The organism is Alcaligenes pakistanensis, assembly GCF_014652815.1.
GTDB lineage: Bacteria > Pseudomonadota > Gammaproteobacteria > Burkholderiales > Burkholderiaceae_B > Alcaligenes > Alcaligenes pakistanensis.
Map to the genome: position 1 here is coordinate 1,055,851 of NZ_BMZN01000001.1, position 17,011 is coordinate 1,072,861.

The 17,011-nt window shown below is 55.0% G+C and carries 19 protein-coding genes; 9 read left to right on the plus strand and 10 right to left on the minus strand.

Annotation, left to right across the window (positions count from 1 at the left end; genetic code table 11):
• Positions 1–10 precede the first annotated feature (10 nt).
• Entirely contained in the window at positions 11–481 is a 471-nt protein-coding gene (locus tag IE156_RS04805; protein ID WP_189391300.1) for a prepilin-type N-terminal cleavage/methylation domain-containing protein, read from the minus strand.
• A 1-nt stretch (position 482) separates the two neighbouring features.
• Positions 483–953, minus strand: coding sequence for a type II secretion system major pseudopilin GspG (gspG, locus tag IE156_RS04810; RefSeq protein WP_189391301.1), 471 nt, complete (start codon positions 951–953; stop codon positions 483–485).
• Positions 954–1,080: 127 nt separating this feature from the next.
• On the opposite strand from gspG, the gene IE156_RS04815 reads away from it, so the two are divergent.
• Positions 1,081–1,521, plus strand: coding sequence for a hypothetical protein (locus IE156_RS04815; RefSeq protein WP_189391302.1), 441 nt, complete (start codon positions 1,081–1,083; stop codon positions 1,519–1,521).
• A 54-nt stretch (positions 1,522–1,575) separates the two neighbouring features.
• On the plus strand, positions 1,576–2,709 hold the full coding sequence (locus IE156_RS04820) for an HPP family protein (protein ID WP_189391303.1): 1,134 nt from the start codon (positions 1,576–1,578) through the stop codon (positions 2,707–2,709).
• 93 nt (positions 2,710–2,802) lie between these two features.
• Here the strand turns inward: IE156_RS04820 and hppD are convergent, their stop codons facing one another.
• The 3 genes from hppD to IE156_RS04835 form a co-directional block, all read right to left on the minus strand.
• Positions 2,803–3,879 (minus strand): 4-hydroxyphenylpyruvate dioxygenase, encoded by a 1,077-nt coding sequence (hppD, locus tag IE156_RS04825; RefSeq protein WP_189391304.1) that lies wholly within the window; start codon positions 3,877–3,879, stop codon positions 2,803–2,805.
• 271 nt (positions 3,880–4,150) lie between these two features.
• Positions 4,151–4,900, minus strand: a complete 750-nt coding sequence (locus tag IE156_RS04830; protein ID WP_189391305.1) for a sulfite exporter TauE/SafE family protein — start codon at positions 4,898–4,900, stop codon at positions 4,151–4,153.
• 149 nt (positions 4,901–5,049) lie between these two features.
• Positions 5,050–6,468, minus strand: coding sequence for an aspartate ammonia-lyase (locus IE156_RS04835; RefSeq protein ID WP_189391306.1), 1,419 nt, complete (start codon positions 6,466–6,468; stop codon positions 5,050–5,052).
• 841 nt (positions 6,469–7,309) lie between these two features.
• Between IE156_RS04835 and IE156_RS04840 the strand changes: the two genes are divergently transcribed.
• From IE156_RS04840 to IE156_RS04865, 6 genes are all read left to right on the plus strand, one after another.
• Positions 7,310–7,867, plus strand: coding sequence for a MarR family winged helix-turn-helix transcriptional regulator (locus IE156_RS04840; RefSeq protein WP_189391307.1), 558 nt, complete (start codon positions 7,310–7,312; stop codon positions 7,865–7,867).
• A gap of 113 nt (positions 7,868–7,980) precedes the next feature.
• A complete protein-coding gene (locus IE156_RS04845; RefSeq protein WP_189391308.1) occupies positions 7,981–8,586 on the plus strand; it encodes a DUF2946 family protein in 606 nt (201 codons plus the stop codon).
• A 20-nt stretch (positions 8,587–8,606) separates the two neighbouring features.
• The gene (locus IE156_RS04850; protein WP_189391309.1) at positions 8,607–9,197 is read left to right on the plus strand and encodes an NUDIX hydrolase; all 591 of its coding nucleotides are present in this window, start codon (positions 8,607–8,609) and stop codon (positions 9,195–9,197) included.
• 2 nt (positions 9,198–9,199) lie between these two features.
• A complete protein-coding gene (gene aat / locus IE156_RS04855; RefSeq protein ID WP_189391310.1) occupies positions 9,200–9,928 on the plus strand; it encodes a leucyl/phenylalanyl-tRNA--protein transferase in 729 nt (242 codons plus the stop codon).
• Between the two features lie 48 nt (positions 9,929–9,976).
• Complete coding sequence (locus IE156_RS04860; protein ID WP_189391311.1) at positions 9,977–10,699, plus strand: arginyltransferase; 723 nt, start codon at positions 9,977–9,979, stop codon at positions 10,697–10,699.
• Positions 10,700–10,720: 21 nt separating this feature from the next.
• Entirely contained in the window at positions 10,721–11,755 is a 1,035-nt protein-coding gene (locus tag IE156_RS04865) for a quinone-dependent dihydroorotate dehydrogenase (protein WP_189391312.1), read from the plus strand.
• Positions 11,756–11,854: 99 nt separating this feature from the next.
• Here the strand turns inward: IE156_RS04865 and IE156_RS04870 are convergent, their stop codons facing one another.
• From IE156_RS04870 to IE156_RS04885, 4 genes are all read right to left on the minus strand, one after another.
• Complete coding sequence (locus tag IE156_RS04870; protein WP_189391313.1) at positions 11,855–12,451, minus strand: phasin family protein; 597 nt, start codon at positions 12,449–12,451, stop codon at positions 11,855–11,857.
• Positions 12,452–12,694: 243 nt separating this feature from the next.
• Positions 12,695–13,444, minus strand: a complete 750-nt coding sequence (locus IE156_RS04875; RefSeq protein ID WP_373296493.1) for an IclR family transcriptional regulator — start codon at positions 13,442–13,444, stop codon at positions 12,695–12,697.
• 121 nt (positions 13,445–13,565) lie between these two features.
• Positions 13,566–14,375: a competence/damage-inducible protein A gene (locus IE156_RS04880; protein WP_189391315.1), complete on the minus strand. Its 810-nt coding sequence runs from the start codon at positions 14,373–14,375 to the stop codon at positions 13,566–13,568.
• Complete coding sequence (locus tag IE156_RS04885) at positions 14,365–15,183, minus strand: EI24 domain-containing protein (RefSeq protein ID WP_189391316.1); 819 nt, start codon at positions 15,181–15,183, stop codon at positions 14,365–14,367. The genes IE156_RS04880 and IE156_RS04885 overlap by 11 nt, the downstream gene beginning before the upstream one ends.
• 73 nt (positions 15,184–15,256) lie before the next feature.
• Here IE156_RS04885 and IE156_RS04890 point away from each other — a divergent pair, with 73 nt between their 5' ends.
• A complete protein-coding gene (locus tag IE156_RS04890; RefSeq protein ID WP_189391317.1) occupies positions 15,257–15,646 on the plus strand; it encodes a thioredoxin family protein in 390 nt (129 codons plus the stop codon).
• On the opposite strand, the gene IE156_RS04895 is transcribed toward IE156_RS04890, so the two are convergent.
• The gene (locus IE156_RS04895) at positions 15,626–16,999 is read right to left on the minus strand and encodes a DEAD/DEAH box helicase (protein WP_189391318.1); all 1,374 of its coding nucleotides are present in this window, start codon (positions 16,997–16,999) and stop codon (positions 15,626–15,628) included. The two genes, IE156_RS04890 and IE156_RS04895, sit on opposite strands and share 21 nt — an antisense overlap.
• Positions 17,000–17,011 lie beyond the last annotated feature (12 nt).

Sequence of the window (17,011 nt, forward strand, 5' to 3'; positions counted from 1 at the left end):
CCGCGCTCTTTCATGACTGCACATCAAAACGGCCGGTCGCGTCGCTGCGTAGATACAGAACCTCGTGACCATCATCGAGCTCCAGCTGACGCGGTGCAGACAACCATTCATTCACAAAGACCCACGGCCCTTGTGGCTCCAAACGCACGCGCACCGACGCCAGTGTCCATGATCGTTGGGGAAACAATTGAGTAAAGCGGGCCTGATCGCGAACCCAGCCGGGCGTAGGGCTGGTCCCATCACTGGCATCCGGCATCAGACTGAAACGGTAGCCCTGCTGATCCGCAGTCCAGGCCACACTGCGACCGCTTTCACGGACATAGCTTTGCAGCTCAGCCAAGCGTAGGGCCAGTTGGCGGGCTTCACGCTGTATGCCCTGATCCCGGTCCAAAACCAGCACACTTAAACCTGCGCTGCTGACAATGCCCACGATCAGCAAGACCACCAGAGTCTCGATTAAGGAAAAGCCCCGCTGTGCCACATCAATCCCAGTTGCCTATATCGGCATCGCTGCCCGTACCACCGGCCTGACCGTCCGCCCCCAGCGAGAACACGTCAATCTCGCCATGGACACCGGGTTGCAAATATTGATACGGATTGCCCCAGGGGTCGTTAGGCAGACGGTCCATATAGGAGCGCCAGTTACGGGGCTCAGGCGGTTGAGCAGGCCGCTGCTGCAAAGCGGACAGCCCTTGCACTGTCGTGGGGTAACGGCCGTTATCCAGGCGATACAGCTTGAGCGCCTGAGTCAGCGCAGCGATATCCTGCCGTGCCGCCACGGCGCGGGCCTGATCGGGGCGATCCATGAGGCTGGGGACGACCAAGGCGGCCATGATGCCCATGATGACCACCACCACCATCACCTCAATCAATGAAAAACCTTGTTGAGCGCGGGACTGAACCGATCCGACCAGCGTGGGAGCCGAACGGCGAGAGAAAGTAGATCGAGACATGAAAGGAATGAGTCACCCAAAAAAAACCGAGCTCTTGTCATACGGGCTTCATGCTGCACACGCACAATGAGAGCCCTTAAGACAGCCGCAACGGCCGTCTACCAAAGCACTATGCGATGCAGTCTAAATGGGTATTATTTCCGCCATATTTCCGTCACATCTTTGGCTGCGTTTATGTCAGGCCGGCATTGCTCTGGCTCTGATCAACCTGCTGATCAACTTGTGGTCACCGTCAGGAGACCGCATTGCTCCCGTCCTGGATGTTGATCATCAAGCACAGATCAGCACCCACCAATTGGCGCAGTGGTTTGGTGGCAATACCGCCCTGCCCGAGCTGCGTTTGCACGGCATGATTGTCAACGGGACAGATGGCGCAGCCTTGCTCAGCATTAATCAACAAACCGTACGCGCGTATCGCCCCGGCCAGGAGCTGGCACCCGGCGTCTTGCTGGATTCCCTGCAGCGTGACCACATTGTGATCACGGTCGATGCGGTGCCCCAGCAGATCGCCACTGAGCGCAAAGGCCCCGCGATCATTCCGGGTATCCAGCAAGTGGCCAAGCCCTGAGGCGGGCTTTAGCAGTATTATTTAAGGCTGTTTCCCTACTTCACCCTGGTGGGTATGCCTGCTTTACTTCGTCTCTGGTTTGATAGCCTGCGCCCCAAGTCGCTGGCTATTGCACGCCCTGAAATGCTGCGTGCCACGCTGGGCGCCACGCTTAGCGTCCTGATTGTTTCCTCCCTAAGCCTGTATCTGTCGGATTTTGCGCACACCCATCACTGGTTGGTCGCGTCTCTGGCCGCCAGCGCCTTGCTGATCTTTCTGGTGCCGACCAGCCCGCTGGCCCAACCCTGGAACATTCTGTTGGGCAATCTGGTGGGTGCGCTGACAGGCATCACATGCGCCATCTTTCTGCCTCATCCAATTGCAGCCATTACGATGGCCGTGTGCGTAGCCATGCCCATCATGCTGGCCCTGCGCTGCGTCCACCCGCCTAGCTTGGCGATGGCGGTCTTCCCCGCCCTGAATGGCATTCAAAATTACGACTTTGTGCTGTTCCCGGTGCTGTTTGATTCCTGCGTACTGATTCTGTTGGGCATGTTGTACAACCGCCTGACGGGGGTGGCTTATCCACCGGTGCATAAACTAGCCACACGCCCTGCAGCAACGCCGGCGCGCTTTACCGATCAGGATTACGATGCCGCCTTAAGCCATTACAACCAGACGCTGAACATCAGCCACGATGATCTGGAAAAGCTGGTCAGCTATGTGCATCAGTCAGCCTTTCGACGCAATCTGGGTACACGCCGCTGCGCAACCCTGATGAATGATTCGCCCCTGTCCTGCCAGGTCAGCACACCTTTACAGCAAGCCTGGGACATGATGCGCGAGCGCAAAATCAAAGCGCTACCGGTGCTGGACCAGAACAAGCATGTAATTGGCATTTTGGCTCTGTCAGACTTTCTACAGCGTGCCGGGCTGGATCAGCCCGATAATCTGCGCCAGCGACTCAAGCGTTTTTTAAATCCCCGGCAGCGTTCGGCACCTACGGTAGCCGAAATCATGACTACGCCTGCAGTAACAGCCAATGCAAACTGGTCCGTGGCCGAATTGATCCCTTTATTTAGCCAGGGCCGCCATCGTCATATGCCGGTGGTCAATGATCATAAAGAGCTGGTGGGCATGATTACCCAGTCGGACCTGATGCTGGAGCTGTTCAGAATCTTGCAGCCGTCTCGGAACAGACAAGAATAAACGGGCCAAAAAAAATCCCCACTGTGCGGCAAGATGCCACACAGTGGGGACAGATTCGCTGCCAGCGCCGTCTGGCGCCAGAACAGAACTGGCTTAATCAGCCTGCAGCACGCCGCGACGCAGCTGGTCACGCTCGATAGACTCGAACAAGGCCTTGAAGTTGCCTTCGCCAAAACCGTCATCGCCCTTGCGCTGAATGAACTCGAAGAACACTGGGCCCATCAAGGTTTCCGAGAAAATCTGCAACAGCAAACGTCGGTGGCCGCCTTCCGAAGTGCCATCCAGCAAGATGCCCCGGTTTTGCAGCTCTGCGGTAGGTTCGCCATGCTCAGGCAAGCGGCCTTCCAGCATTTCGTAATAGGTTTGTGGGGGCGCAGTCATAAAGCGCATGCCTATGGCCTTGAGCTTGTCCCAGGAAGCGAGCAAATCGTCGGTCAGGAAAGCGACGTGCTGGATGCCTTCGCCGTTGAACTGCATCAGGAACTCTTCGATCTGGCCCGCGCCCTTGGACGATTCCTCGTTCAGGGGAATACGGATTTTGCCATCGGGAGCCGTCATGGCTTTGGAGGTCAGGCCGGTATATTCGCCCTTGATGTCGAAGTAACGAATCTCGCGGAAATTGAACAGGTGCTCGTAGAACTGAGCCCAGTACGCCATGCGACCACGGTAGACATTGTGGGTCAGGTGATCGATCTCTTTCAAACCTGCCCCCACGGGATGACGGTCCACGCCTTCCAGGTACACAAAGTCGATGTCATAGATGGAGTTACCTTCACCAAAACGGTCGATCAGGTACAAAGGCGCCCCCCCAATGCCTTTAATGGCAGGTAAGCGCAGTTCCATCGGCCCGGTAGGAATATCGACAGGCTGAGCCCCCAGTTCCAGCGCACGTTCATACGCTTGCTGCGCATCACGCACCCGGAACGCCATGCCGCAGGCCGACGGGCCGTGCTCGGCCGCAAAGTAAGCCGCGTGGCTCTTGGGTTCTTCGTTCAGGATCAGGTTGATCTCGCCCTGGCGATACAGGGAGACTTTCTTGGAGCGGTGTACCGCTACTTTGGTGAAACCCATCATCTCAAAGACAGGTTCCATGATGCCAGGCTGGGGAGCAGCAAATTCGATGAACTCAAAGCCCATCAGGCCCATTGGATTTTCAAACAAGTCAGTCATAGCAGACTCCAACGTAATCAGGTAATCAAATCAAAATGGCGTCAAAACGCCCTGAAACTTTGACTTAAGCCTTGCAAGGGGGGGCGCAGGATATCCCGCGCACACTGCGTGCCAAGTGATCACCAAACAACAATTGAAATCCCAGAACTCTCACAGGCTCTGCTCCAGTGGGCGGGAACCCGAAATGCGTCCCCAATGCCGATAGCTATTATGCGCGGGCCGGCCTCCTACCCGATATAGAGCATTACCCTAGAGGCCTAAACCACTATGCTTATCGCGCCAGCAGTTGTGGCACGGATGACACCAGCATGGCAATCCCGGACAGGGTCAATAGACTTAAAACAATGGCACGAAAAGTACTTTGGCTGATGCCGACATACAGGCGTGCCCCGGCCAATACAGGAATCAGCACGGCCAGCATCACCAACCCTATCGAGGGCAACATGGACGGCAGAATCGCGCCTGAAGCGATATACGCCAGCAAGGTGATGGACAAGGTGGCCAGATTGAAATTCTGAATAACAGCCCGCTGCTCGTCTTTAGGCAGGCCCGTCATAGTGGTCCACAAGGTAGGAATCACTCCGGTCATCCCGCCCAGGCCACCCATGACGCCACCAATCAAACCAGCCACACCATTGGCAAGACGACTGCGTACCCGTACGTGGCCCAAACGACTGGACATCAGCATGATGGGACACCAGATCACCATCAAGGTACCCAGAAACGCCTTGAATACGGCGGCATCCAGAAACGGCAGCAAATAGGTTCCCAAAGGCACGCCGACCAGCCCCCCTACTAGAAAGGGCAACAGAATCTGCCAGTAAGAGGTCCGCCGCCGAGTAAAGGCGGCAATCATCTGACCAGTCCAGGCACCGCACACCGCCAGCACTGCGGCCAGTTGCGGCTCCAGAAACCAGGCCCAGCAGGATATGGCCACCATGCCGAACGCAAAGCCGGACAAACCCTGCACAAAACCCGCCACAATGGCGCCAAAGGCGACTGCCAAATAAACCGACTCCATATTCCCCTGCTGCTCCTACATGTGGACAAGGCCACAGTATCCCTCTTGTCAGCAGCGAGCGGGCAGAAAAAAGCCTCCAAGATGGAGGCTTCCCAAACTAAAACCGGCGTCGGCCAAGAAGGGCCAGATCAGGCCTGGTTCAGATTGGTTCAGGCTGGGTCAGCAGCACGCAGATCACGAGGTTGGATCAGCGATTCGGCACGCAACACTTCGTTCAGGGTCTCGGCATCCATCAAACCACGCTTGAGAACCACGTCACGAATATTGGCACCTGTCTGGAAGGCTTCGGCGGCCACCGAGGTCGCCGCTTTGTAACCGATAATCGGGTTCAAGGCAGTTACCAGGGAAATAGAACGCTCGATATTGCTTTCCAGGCATTCACGGTTGGCTGTAATACCCACCACGCAGAACTGAGTCAGCGTGTCGCACGCATTGCTCAACAAGGCCATGCTACGCAACAGGGAGTGAATAATCACAGGCTCAAACGCGTTCAGCTGCAACTGACCACCCTCAGCGGCCATTGTCACGGTCATATCAGCGCCGATCACTTCAAAGGCAACCTGGTTGACCACTTCCGGGATCACAGGGTTGACTTTACCGGGCATGATGGACGAACCGGCTTGCACGGCAGGCAGGCAAATTTCACCCATACCAGCACGAGGACCGCTCGAGAGCAGACGCAAGTCATTGCACAGCTTGGACAGTTTGACAGCCGCACGCTTGAGCACGCCCGACAAGTGCAGGAAACCGCCGCAATCTTGTGTGGCTTCGATCAAGTCACCGGAAACACGCAGTTGAACACCCGACAGATCGGACAAGGCCGCAACCGCCAGCTGAGCGTAATCGGGGTGGGCAGTGATACCCGTACCGATAGCCGTACCGCCCAGATTCACGTCGCACATCAGTTTGCGCGATTCTTTCAGGCGCACGATGTCTTCGTTAATCATGGTGGCAAAGGCGTTGAACTCTTGACCCAAGGTCATGGGCACCGCATCTTGCAGCTGAGTGCGGCCAATCTTCATGTACGTGGAAAATTCCGCGGACTTTTGCAAGAAGGCATCACGCAGGCGCTCCATGGCGGCAAACAGCGGATCCAGCGAACGGTACGCTGCCAGATGCAAAGCCGTTGGGTAGACGTCATTGGTGCTTTGGGCCATGTTCACATCTTCATTAGGGTGAAGATATTGATACTCGCCACGCTGGTGACCCATATGTTCCAAGGCCAGATTACAAATGACCTCGTTGGCATTCATATTGGTCGAAGTACCAGCGCCACCTTGAATCATGTCTACCACGAAATGCTCGTGACACTGGCCAGTTTGTACAGCCTGACAGGCGGCCACAATGGCGTCGTGCTTATCCTGCTCCAGCAAACCCAGTTTGAAATTGGCCTGAGCAGCTGCCTGCTTGACCAGCGCCAGAGCATTAATCAGTTCCGGGTAAGTTGAAATAGGCGTACCGGTAATGTGGAAATTCTCCTTGGCACGCAAGGTGTGAACACCATAATAGACTTCAGCGGGGACTTGGCGGTCTCCCAGCAAATCATGTTCGATACGGAACTGACTCATAATTCCTTCGTTTCCTTAATAACGATAGCAAGACTTTTCTGATACGCCTCATACTCGATCCCGGACTGTAAACGGAACAAAGCCCTGCCATTTCTTGCGAACTGGGCAGGGGCTCGGGGACATGCTGGCAAATACCGCTAATAAGCTTTGGATAATGCTTGTATCCAAATCTGGAAAGCAAAGGCCCGTAAAAAACGGGCCTCTATTGCAATCCGCCAAGCGGGGTGAATGATCCAACCGCCTTTTTTGAAGGCATCGTCGAGCTCGGGAAGCGCTGTGAACATTGTAAACGCGGCGCGCACCCATGCGCGTCGTTTTACGGTTTTTCTTGGTTTGTGCCGCCCGCCCTTGCTGACTGACAGTGAAAAAGCAGCTTAATTTAACGGCGTATCTCCGATATAGCTCGCTCATCTTGTCAGTAGCAAGAGTCTGGCGCTTTGAGCACGAGCGTTGCGTGCTTGCATCATTTTGATGCCTTTAAGCCATAAGACTCACAACACACGATCAAAAGTCATGAGCTTGCCCACCGGGGTTTGAAGTCCGGAAACCTTGCAGTTTGAGAAAAACAGGAAGGCGAAAGAGTATACACAGGCTTTAAGACTATTCTATAAATGCATAGCCGCTTATACTGAAAAAAACCCGTCTTATTTTACTAAATGAAAATTCCTGATCAATAAAAGATGTTTAAATCAATCAAAATGGAATTAAAAAATAAGATAAATTTCCACATTAAAAGCAGCGGCTCAGTAATAAAAGAAAGCAAACCCGTTTAAATTGGGTTTTGTTGATTCTTTCTAAATAACTACTGCTCTTGCCGCGCACTACTCAACGGCACAGCACTATGAAATTACTCGATCTGAAATATCAAACTATCCTGGGCGAATCCCAACGCCAGGCCCATCCTAAAACCGAGGATATTGAACTGTGTTTACGCGTTCTGTCGCTGGCCTCCAGCATTAATCGCGCCTCTAGCATCGTTTTGAACGAATTTGGCCTTTCCGAAGGCCGTTTGGTCCTGCTCTTCTTGCTCAGTCGCCAGCCTTCGGGCCTGAGCCCAGCCTTACTGGCTGAACAGGCCGGCGTCACCCGCGCCACCATTACCGGTCTGCTTGACGGGCTGGAACAGCAGCAGCTACTGGTGCGCCAAAACAATACCTCGGATCGCCGAGTGCTCACTGTTAAACTCACTGAGGCCGGACAAGAGCTGTGCGAACACCTGCTGCCTTATTACATAGAGTGGCTCTCGGGCGTCTTTAACCATGTGCCCCAAGACGTGCGCGAACGATTGTCCCATTTACTGTCCAAAGCCCTGCAGGGCGACAAGACTCCGGAAATCAAAGTTGAAAAGCCCCTCTCACACGGGATTCCCGACATACGTCAGCGCAGCTATATGGCTTAAGGCAGATACCCGCCTTACTCAGGGGCCAGCCTTTGGGCTGACCCTCTATATTCAGGGGTGGCACCGATACGGTGACCACCCTTTATTTTCATCCCAGGAAAACTGAACACCGTATGGATGCCGCCGTTATTGCTGCCATGAAGAAGTGGCCTAATGTGCCCGCTGTCAGCGGCTATATCTCTTTGGATCAGGCCGGTCACTGGCGGCATCACCCGGCAGGCGCTGCCAACCAGCATCCGGAACAAGCGGGCGAGCGCATCGCGCACCAAGGTTTGCTGGATTTTTTCAATCGTAATTATCAGTCGGATAAGCACGGTCGCTGGTTTATACAAAACGGCCCGCAGCGAGTCTATATCCGCCTGGACGCCGCCCCCCTGATTGTGTCCTTGGCCGAGGATCGAGTCCATTTGCAAGATCACACCGGCCGCCGGATTCAAGACATCCACGCCTGGTACATCAGCGCTGAAGGCATGCTTTACCTGCGTACATCTGTAGGGCCAGCCTTACTGGCAGGTCGCGATATACCCGCCCTGCTCGACCAGCTACGCAATCAAGAACAAGAAGGGCTGGACAGCCTTGACCTGGAGCAGCCTCATCACAGCATAGGCTGGCACTTACCGGCCTACCCCCAGGCCTGTACCCTGACAGTCTGGTCTTCCTGCGTGTCGCCCGCCCAAGAATTGGCGTATATTGTTTTGCCAGAGCCCGATCCAACTTGAACTGCCCTCACAGAATCTGCATGACCCAGCCATCTGCCTCCTTTTACTTTCCCGCACCCCGCACGCAAAGCTTCTGCAATCAATGCGGCAGCAAACTGACTCGTCTGGTGCCTCCGGACGATAACCGCATGCGCGATGTCTGCGAAAACTGCGGCGCTGTTCACTATCAGAACCCACGTAATGTGGTTGGCATAGTGCCCATGTGGAAAGACGATCAGGTTCTGCTGTGCCGTCGTGCGATCGAGCCGCGCTACAACACCTGGACCTTGCCCGCCGGCTTTATGGAGCTTGGTGAAACACTGGGACAAGGCGCCTTGCGCGAAATGGCTGAAGAAGCCGGTGCCCAGGTCGAACCCGGCCCCCTCTTTACTGTGATCAGCGTGCCTTACGCAGAACAAGTACATGCGTACTATCTGGCCAAAGTCACCAGCGACGTGCTGGACCCCGGCCCGGAGTCCCTGGAAGCACGCTTTTTCCATCTAGACGATATCCCTTGGGACAATCTGGCTTTTCGCACCGTAACCGCCACGTTGGAGCGTTACGTAGCTGATCATAAAGCGGGCCGCTTCCAGATCCACGAATTTGATATCGCCCCCCGCGACCACGACTGACCATGACGCTTGTATGGGTCGCTCCTGATCAGGCCCTGCCCAGCCCCGAAAACGCCAGCCCCGAAGGGCTGGTCGCCGCTGGACTGGATTTAAGTGTTCCCCGTCTGCTGGAAGCCTATAGCCAGGGCATGTTCCCCTGGTACAGCCCCGGCGACCCGGTGTTGTGGTGGTCCCCCGATCCGCGCATGGTGCTGGAGGTAGAGCACTTCAAAATCTCACATTCGCTGGGTAAAAAACTGCGACAGATCGCGCGCCAGCAAAATCAAGAAAACCCCGCCATCCGCGTGACTTGCGACTTGGCCTTTGAACAGGTCATCGCGCAGTGCGCTGCCCAGCGCAGCGTCAGCGGCACCTGGATCAGCCCGGACATTCAGCAGGTCTATACCGATTTGCACCATACCGGCTATGCCCACAGCATAGAAACCTGGATGGACGGCAAGTTGGTGGGTGGTTTGTATGGCGTAAATCTGGGACGCTTCTTTTTTGGCGAATCCATGTTTGCCTTGCACACGGACGCCAGCAAGATTGCCCTGGCGCATCTGGTGGATTTTCTGAAATTCGCTGACGTGCCCTATATAGACTGCCAGCAAGAGACTAGCCATCTGGCCAGCCTGGGTGCCTGCCCTATTCCACGCGAGGATTTCTTAGACGCCCTGGCCTGGGCCAAAGACCAGCCCAGTCCGGTTTGGCCACGTGGGACTCTACCGTTAGGCTGGCCCCCAACTTGCTAGGCAGGCGCGAGCATCCCATAATGGCTCTATCACGCTTGGCAGAGTCGCATGAATTATCCCAAAGCACCCAGTCCCCAAACGCTGCAATTCTATTCCACCGCCAGCTATCGTTGCAGCTACCTGCCTGAGCAACAGGCCCGCTCCCTGGTTGCCGCCCCTGCGCACCTGATCAACGACACGGTCTACTCCAAACTGGTCCAACAGGGCTTTCGGCGTAGTGGCACCTTTACTTACCGCCCCTACTGCGATCAGTGCCGCGCCTGTCTGCCCTTGCGCTGCGACACCCTGCACTTTCAACCCGATCGTACCCAGCGCCGCGTTAAAAAGCGCCACGGGGATCTCATCGTGCAAGACCTGCCGCTGCACTGGAATGCCGAGCATTACGAGCTATACCGACGCTATCAGGCCAGCCGTCACCCTGGCGCGGGTATGGACGAAGACGACCAGTCTCAATACGCCCAGTTTTTGTTGGCCAGCCATGTGACCTCACGCCTGCTGGAGTTTCGCGAACCGGACGGCACCTTAAAAATTGTGGCGGTTATCGACGTGCTGCAAGACGGGCTTTCCGCCGTATATACCTTTTTTGATCCCGACGATACCGGCAGCCTGGGCACTTATGCGGTGCTCTGGCAACTGGACTATTGCCGTCAACAATCCCTGCCCTGGCTCTATTTAGGCTACTGGATCGAAGAAAGCCGTAAAATGGCCTATAAAACCCGCTTTCGCCCCTACCAACTCCTAATGAAAGGTCGTTGGGAATGGCTGGCTTAACGTCCTCTTTTATCGATCCCCATGTCTGCCCTATTCAGCCTTTATCCTTTGGCTCGCCGGGTGCTGTTCAGTCTGGATGCTGAACACGCTCACGAACTGACTCTGAAATCCTTGCAGTGTGCCCACCAGACGCCCTTTCTAGGCAAGCTGCTGAAAGATCTGCCCAGCAAGCCCTTGGAATTGATGGGCCTGAAGCTGCGCAATCCCGTCGGTCTGGCTGCTGGTCTGGATAAAAATGGCGCACATATTGATGCCCTGGGTGCCTTAGGCTTTGGTTTTGTAGAAGTAGGCACCGTCACCCCCAAGGCACAACAGGGCAATCCCAAGCCGCGTCTGTTCCGTTTGGCGCAAGCCAACAGCCTGATCAACCGCTTTGGCTTTAATAATCATGGCCTGGACACTTTTATTGAGAACGTCTGCCGCAGCCAGTTTCGCGCCCAGGGCGGCATTCTGGGCCTGAATATCGGCAAGAACGCGACTACCCCCATCGAACAAGCAGACCAGGACTATCTGACGTGTCTGCGGGCGGTCTACCCTCATGCGGATTACGTCACCATCAATATCTCCTCACCCAACACACAAAATTTGCGTGCACTACAAGCCCAGGACGAGCTGGCCCGCTTGCTCGGTGCTTTGCAAGCACTACGCACCGAGCTGGCAGATGAGCACAAGCGCTACGTGCCTATCGTGGTGAAAATTGCGCCGGATCTGGATCAATCGCAAATTGATGCCATTGCGGACACCGTACCTTCCCAAGGCTTGGACGGCATTATTGCCACCAACACCACTTTGTCGCGCGACGCGGTCCAGGGCTTGCCCCATAGCCAGGAGCAAGGTGGTTTGTCCGGCCCACCCGTACATGAATTGTCCTTGAACGTAATCCGCCGCCTGCGTGAGCAGCTAGGCCCCGATTTCCCTATTATTGGGGTGGGCGGCATTGAATCTGGCCGTCAGGCCCAAGAGAAGATTCAGGCTGGAGCACAAGCGGTTCAGCTGTATACGGGTTTGATCTACAAAGGCCCGACACTGATTTCCGAGTGCATTCGCGCCCTGTAAACGCAGATTGCCCACCTTGCGTGGGCAGCAGGCGATAAAAAAGCCAGCTCAATGAGCTGGCTTCTTTTTTAGCGCCTGATCCAGGCAGCAAGCAAACGCTTACTTCTTGACGGAGGCAGCAGCAGCGGCAGCGGCGGCTTCAACCGTTTTGTTACCGGCTTCAGTCGCTTGAGCAGCGGCTTTCAAGCTGGCGTTAGTAGCGGCTTGGAAGTTGCTTTCAGCAGCATCAGCAGCTTGACGGGCAGCCTTAACCACGGTCTCGGCAGCGTTGGAAGCCGTCGCGAAGGAGGACTTCAGCAAAGCAACAGCGCTTTCAGTGCCGGTAGGCGCATTCTTGGCCAACTGATCAATTGCTTCGGAAGCTTGTTGCTGGCCTTGGGCCAATTGGGCTTCAGCGATGCGCGACAGGTTCAGTTGCAAATCAGAGAAAATGTCGTACACGTTTTTGCCATACTGCAGAGCCTGGGTCGCGTTAGGCTTAACAGCGCTTTGCGACAGGGCCACAACATCTTGCACGTCTTTGGCGTTGATAACTTGTTGGGACTGGCCAGCAGCCTGCTCAAAAGAGCTACGCAGCAGGTTCAGGTTCAAACCAACCAGTTTTTCAAAGCCTTGCAGCAATTGGCCTTGAGCAGCGAACAGATTGTTCAAGGTAGCTTGTTGGGATTCCAATACGTTTTGGGGAATAGCACTCATGATGTTTTCCTTGGAGATACGCGGACTGGGTTAAGCCAGCGTGAAATTAGTGTCAGTGTTAGCAGACAAGGGTCTAAAGAAGGCCCGGCCCATTCGAAACTACGCAAGGCAAACCTTCCATGTTGCACCGCAACAATTCCACTTTAAGCGCTATCCAAAGCAAAGTCAACGAGATTTGCTGCATTGCAACAAAACAGTGTTGAGCTTATCGTCAAACCGTATAAACAGCGTAAAAACACAGACTTAGCGCTGTGTGTCGTATCCCAGAGTTTCGGAAATTTTGGCAGCGGTGCTGAGCAGAACGGGAATCCAGTCGTCGTGCAAACGCTCGGCGGGAGCAGACAGAGACAGGCCCGCCAGGAGCTTGCCGGTATCGTCATACACGCCGGCAGCAATACAACGAACACCCATTTCCAGCTCCTCGTTATCGCGGGCATAACCCAAGCGACGAACTTGAGCCAATTCGCGCTCCAGCAATTCCAGTTGGGTAATACTGTTTCGAGTAGCACCTGCCAAGCCGGTACGCATTACGTAGGCCCGAACCTGACGCGGCTCCCAGGAAGCTAGAAACAGCTTGCCAGTAGAGGTCAGATGCAAAGGTGCATGTCCCCCAATCGCGCGTACCACCTGCATGCCAGAGCTCTCGCTCCAGGAACGCTCCACGTAGACAATTTCATCGCCTTGCTGCAATGACAGGTTCACCGTTTGTCCGGTGTATTTATGCAGCTCGCGCATGGGAGCCAGAGAGGCCGCACGTACGTTCAAGCGCCCTTTAACCAGCGAACCCAATTCCAGCAAGCGCATGCCCAGACGGTACAAACCGCTATCTACGCGCTCGACATAACGCCCCACCACCAGATCATTCAAAATACGGTGAGTGGTCGACGTATGCAGCCCCGTTGCGGCGGCCAGATTCTTCAAGGCGACCGGCTCAGATTGCTTGGCCAGCTCGTCCAATAGAACCATGGCGCGCTCCAGAACCTGGATCGACATCTGACCACCATTGCTGGACGACGCGCTAGAAGGCGTAAAGGAATTTGTTGTCATTATTAGCAGAATTATGATGCAGCGCAACAAATTCCATAATATGAAATGGCTGTGCGCTTGGCAAGCGCTATTTTAGCGCAGGGCTCAGACTCCCGCCCAGGTCCAGAACTTGCTGCCGCAGATAGGCCAAGGCCTCAGCGGCTGGCTCTGGTTCCCCTTTCACGCCCAGATCAATATGGGGCTGCCCACCGGACTCGCCCACACTGGGCAAACTAAATGCTTTCACACCCGGCCAGTTCAGTTCAATGTGCTCCATAGCCGGTGTAATCCGGGACTCCGGCAAGTTAAAAGCCAAAAAAGAATGTTCCACCCGATGAGTCAAATGATGTAGTTCCCGGTAACGGGTATCCAAGGTCCATTCCATCATGGGCCAGGCCATGACCGGAAAGCCCGGCATAAAGGTGTGATTGCGGATAAAAAACCCGGGGATCTTGTTGTAGCTATTAGGCACAATTTCCGCCCCTTGCGGGAACATACCCATTTGCAAACGCTGCTGATTCTCCGGCAGGGACATATCAGCACTTCCCACGCCATTGCGCTCGTTTTCGGCACAACGCTCAGTAATCAAGGCGGCAGCTTCGGGATGTAACTCCAAGGCCACACCCAAGGCTTTGGCAGAGGCCTGGCGAGTCTGGTCATCTGGCGTAGCGCCAATTCCACCACAGCAAAACACAATATCCGGGGTCGCAAAACTGCGCTCCAGGGTAGCGGCAATCGTATCCAGATCGTCAGGGATAATCTGGGCGCCCCCCAACTGCAAGCCTCGGGCTCCCAAGAGCTCAATCAGTTTTGAAAAGTGTTTATCGTAGCGACGTCCCGACAGGATTTCGTCGCCGATGATAATCAGACGGATGATGGCTTGATCCTTAGTTGTCATGGTCAATAAGCAAATCAGAGACCGCAGCTGCCTCTTGCTGACGCAGACGACGGAGGTTTTCCAAAGAGAAGTGAGCAAATACCAGGGCCGAGAACACAGGTAAGACCAGCCAAGCTGGCGGGATCAGGTTCAACAAGGCAAAGATCAGGCCAATCAGCCAATATTGACTGTTCAGGCGGGACCACAGGAATTTGCGCTCTGACACATTGGCATGCTCCACCAGGGAGTCCACTCGCAAAATACGGGTCAAAGCAAAGACCCACCACAACACAGGCAAAATCAGAGCAAAAGGCGGAAAAATCCACAAAGGCAGAGTGACTAGCCATCCCACCAGAAACAAAGCGCCCACCCAAACCGCATTCCAGACGCTGTAGACCGTAGCGTTATGGCCCTGCTTAATCAGATCGGGATAGTCTTTTTGCTGCAAATGGCCCAATACCAAAGGCATGACCAACACAGCAGCAATAATCAAACCTAGCACGCCGGCCACAGGCAGCAATATGCCCAACGCCAGCAGCGGCGCCAAATATACTTTGAGCGAAAACAGGCCTAGCCCCACCAGCCACTGATCCACTGACTCAAAGGCGTTCCAGCCTCCCAGCAGCTCTAATAACCAGTTTTGGATAGGCGTCCACAGCAGCCAGCTCAGCAAAATAAGGCCGACAAACATGATCAGAAATGGCATGACCAAGGCAATCAGCATGCGTGGCTGAAATTGCGACACCAGGGAACGCCTGAAGGCGGTAGAAACGCTGGCCCAGTTGCCAGCAGGGCCCGATCGTGACGGGGCAGACGAAGAGACGGACATACTGCTCCTGCTAAGCAAAATCAATTACCCGAGTATCATAGACACAGTCGCTTCTTTTTGTCTGTATGAAATTATGGCCTTTTTCAACGCCCAACACGATCTATCCGCTCTGACGGCCCACCTGCAAGCGGACCCCGATGCTTTACTGATTGCCTGTTTCTGTGCCGAATGGTGCAAAACTTGCCAACAGTACCAGCCGACTTTTGAGGCTTTGGCCACACAGTTTCCTGATGCCTGCCTGATCTGGATCGATATTGAAGAGCAGCCCGAGCTGGTGGGCGACGAAGATATCGAAGACTTTCCCACCTTGCTGATTCAAAACGAAAATGGGACCGTATTTTACGGTCCCATGCTGCCTCATATCGAACATCTGGAGCGTCTGGTGCAAAGCATCTCAGAACGCAGCCCAGTCATTGATGCCGGGCCAGGCGATTTGCGCGCCTTAGTAGCGGCCGCCACCTAACAACACACCTACAGAGCGTTTGCGCGCGGTATTGGCAGCGGTAGACACGGCAGGTTTGGATGCTGCCGTCGTGGATGGCTCGTACGGTTTGAGGAAGAACTCGTCCACTGGTGGCGTGTGCGGCTGATACGAACGACGCTCGCCACGCTCTGGGCGATTGGAGTTCGAACGAGCCGATGCTACGGAAGGCAGATCCAGCTTCAAACGTGGTACTGCCGTCCCGATCAGCTTTTCAATGTCTTGCAGCAAGTGTTCTTCGTCTGGGGACATCAAGGCGATCGCTTCACCCGACGCACCCGCACGACCAGTACGACCAATACGGTGCACATAGTCTTCTGCGTTGTAAGGCAAGTCTGCGTTGATCACGCAAGGCATACCTGCCACATCCAGACCACGCGCGGCCACATCGGTTGCCACCAGCACGTCAACGCTTCCATTCTTGAACGCTTCCAGAACTTTCATCCGTTCCAGCTGGCTTTTGTTGCCATGGATGGATTCAGCTTTGATGCCTTCACGCTCCAGAAAGCGGGCCAGTTGCCCGGCACCAATCTTGGTGTTGGAGAAGACCAGAGTTTGGGTCAGCTTTTTGGTCTTGACCAGATGCAGCACAGCGCGACGCTTGTCGTCCGACGACATGGGGTAGACCACCTGGGTCACGGTAGAAGCGGTGGCATTGCGAGCCGCCACTTCGATCTCAACAGGATCATTCAGGAAGTTACGAGCCAGCTTGCGGATTTCTTTGCTGAAGGTCGCCGAGAACAACAGACCCTGACGGCTCTTGGGCAACAAAGAAACAATACGGTCCAGATCGGGCAAGAAGCCCATATCCAGCATACGGTCAGCTTCATCCAGCACCAGAATGCTGACCTGACTTAAATTGATCGTGCGTTGATCGACGTGATCAAGCAAACGGCCTGGCGTAGCGATAACAATTTCCACACCACGGCGTAGCGCTTCTTTCTGCGGGCCGATATCCACACCACCAAACACCACCGTCGAACGCAAGGGGACCGATTTGCTGTAGAGCGCAATGCTCTCAGCCACCTGGTCGGCTAGTTCTCGGGTAGGCGTCAGCACCAAAGCGCGCACCGGGTGCCGCGCAGGTGAAGCGCTGGTCGTGGCATGCGCCATCAGGCGATTCAGGATAGGCAAGGAAAAGGCTGCCGTCTTACCTGTACCTGTCTGGGCTGCTCCCATGACATCACGGCCAGCCAGCACCACGGGAATCGCCTCAGCCTGGATAGGCGTAGGCTTGGAATACCCAGCGTCGGTAACGGCGCTTAAGATTCCAGGGTGCAGACCGAAATCAGCAAACGTAAGGTCATTGGAGGTCGAAGGAGTTTTATCTGTCATGTACGCAAAAAG

What these genes read in the sequence shown, in the direction of transcription:
- aat (WP_189391310.1), top strand. Translation starts at nt 9,200, where the DNA reads ATGACGCTTGTATGGGTCGCTCCTGATCAGGCCCTGCCCAGCCCCGAA.
- IE156_RS04875 (WP_373296493.1), bottom strand. Translation starts at nt 13,444, where the DNA reads ATGTCGATCCAGGTTCTGGAGCGCGCCATGGTTCTATTGGACGAGCTG.
- IE156_RS04895 (WP_189391318.1), bottom strand. Translation starts at nt 16,999, where the DNA reads ATGACAGATAAAACTCCTTCGACCTCCAATGACCTTACGTTTGCTGAT.
- hppD (WP_189391304.1), bottom strand. Translation starts at nt 3,879, where the DNA reads ATGACTGACTTGTTTGAAAATCCAATGGGCCTGATGGGCTTTGAGTTC.
- IE156_RS04815 (WP_189391302.1), top strand. Translation starts at nt 1,081, where the DNA reads ATGGGTATTATTTCCGCCATATTTCCGTCACATCTTTGGCTGCGTTTA.
- IE156_RS04885 (WP_189391316.1), bottom strand. Translation starts at nt 15,183, where the DNA reads ATGTCCGTCTCTTCGTCTGCCCCGTCACGATCGGGCCCTGCTGGCAAC.
- IE156_RS04845 (WP_189391308.1), top strand. Translation starts at nt 7,981, where the DNA reads ATGGATGCCGCCGTTATTGCTGCCATGAAGAAGTGGCCTAATGTGCCC.
- IE156_RS04870 (WP_189391313.1), bottom strand. Translation starts at nt 12,451, where the DNA reads ATGAGTGCTATTCCCCAAAACGTATTGGAATCCCAACAAGCTACCTTG.
- IE156_RS04820 (WP_189391303.1), top strand. Translation starts at nt 1,576, where the DNA reads ATGCCTGCTTTACTTCGTCTCTGGTTTGATAGCCTGCGCCCCAAGTCG.
- gspG (WP_189391301.1), bottom strand. Translation starts at nt 953, where the DNA reads ATGTCTCGATCTACTTTCTCTCGCCGTTCGGCTCCCACGCTGGTCGGA.
- IE156_RS04850 (WP_189391309.1), top strand. Translation starts at nt 8,607, where the DNA reads ATGACCCAGCCATCTGCCTCCTTTTACTTTCCCGCACCCCGCACGCAA.
- IE156_RS04890 (WP_189391317.1), top strand. Translation starts at nt 15,257, where the DNA reads ATGGCCTTTTTCAACGCCCAACACGATCTATCCGCTCTGACGGCCCAC.
- IE156_RS04865 (WP_189391312.1), top strand. Translation starts at nt 10,721, where the DNA reads ATGTCTGCCCTATTCAGCCTTTATCCTTTGGCTCGCCGGGTGCTGTTC.
- IE156_RS04840 (WP_189391307.1), top strand. Translation starts at nt 7,310, where the DNA reads ATGAAATTACTCGATCTGAAATATCAAACTATCCTGGGCGAATCCCAA.
- IE156_RS04860 (WP_189391311.1), top strand. Translation starts at nt 9,977, where the DNA reads ATGAATTATCCCAAAGCACCCAGTCCCCAAACGCTGCAATTCTATTCC.
- IE156_RS04830 (WP_189391305.1), bottom strand. Translation starts at nt 4,900, where the DNA reads ATGGAGTCGGTTTATTTGGCAGTCGCCTTTGGCGCCATTGTGGCGGGT.
- IE156_RS04835 (WP_189391306.1), bottom strand. Translation starts at nt 6,468, where the DNA reads ATGAGTCAGTTCCGTATCGAACATGATTTGCTGGGAGACCGCCAAGTC.
- IE156_RS04880 (WP_189391315.1), bottom strand. Translation starts at nt 14,375, where the DNA reads ATGACAACTAAGGATCAAGCCATCATCCGTCTGATTATCATCGGCGAC.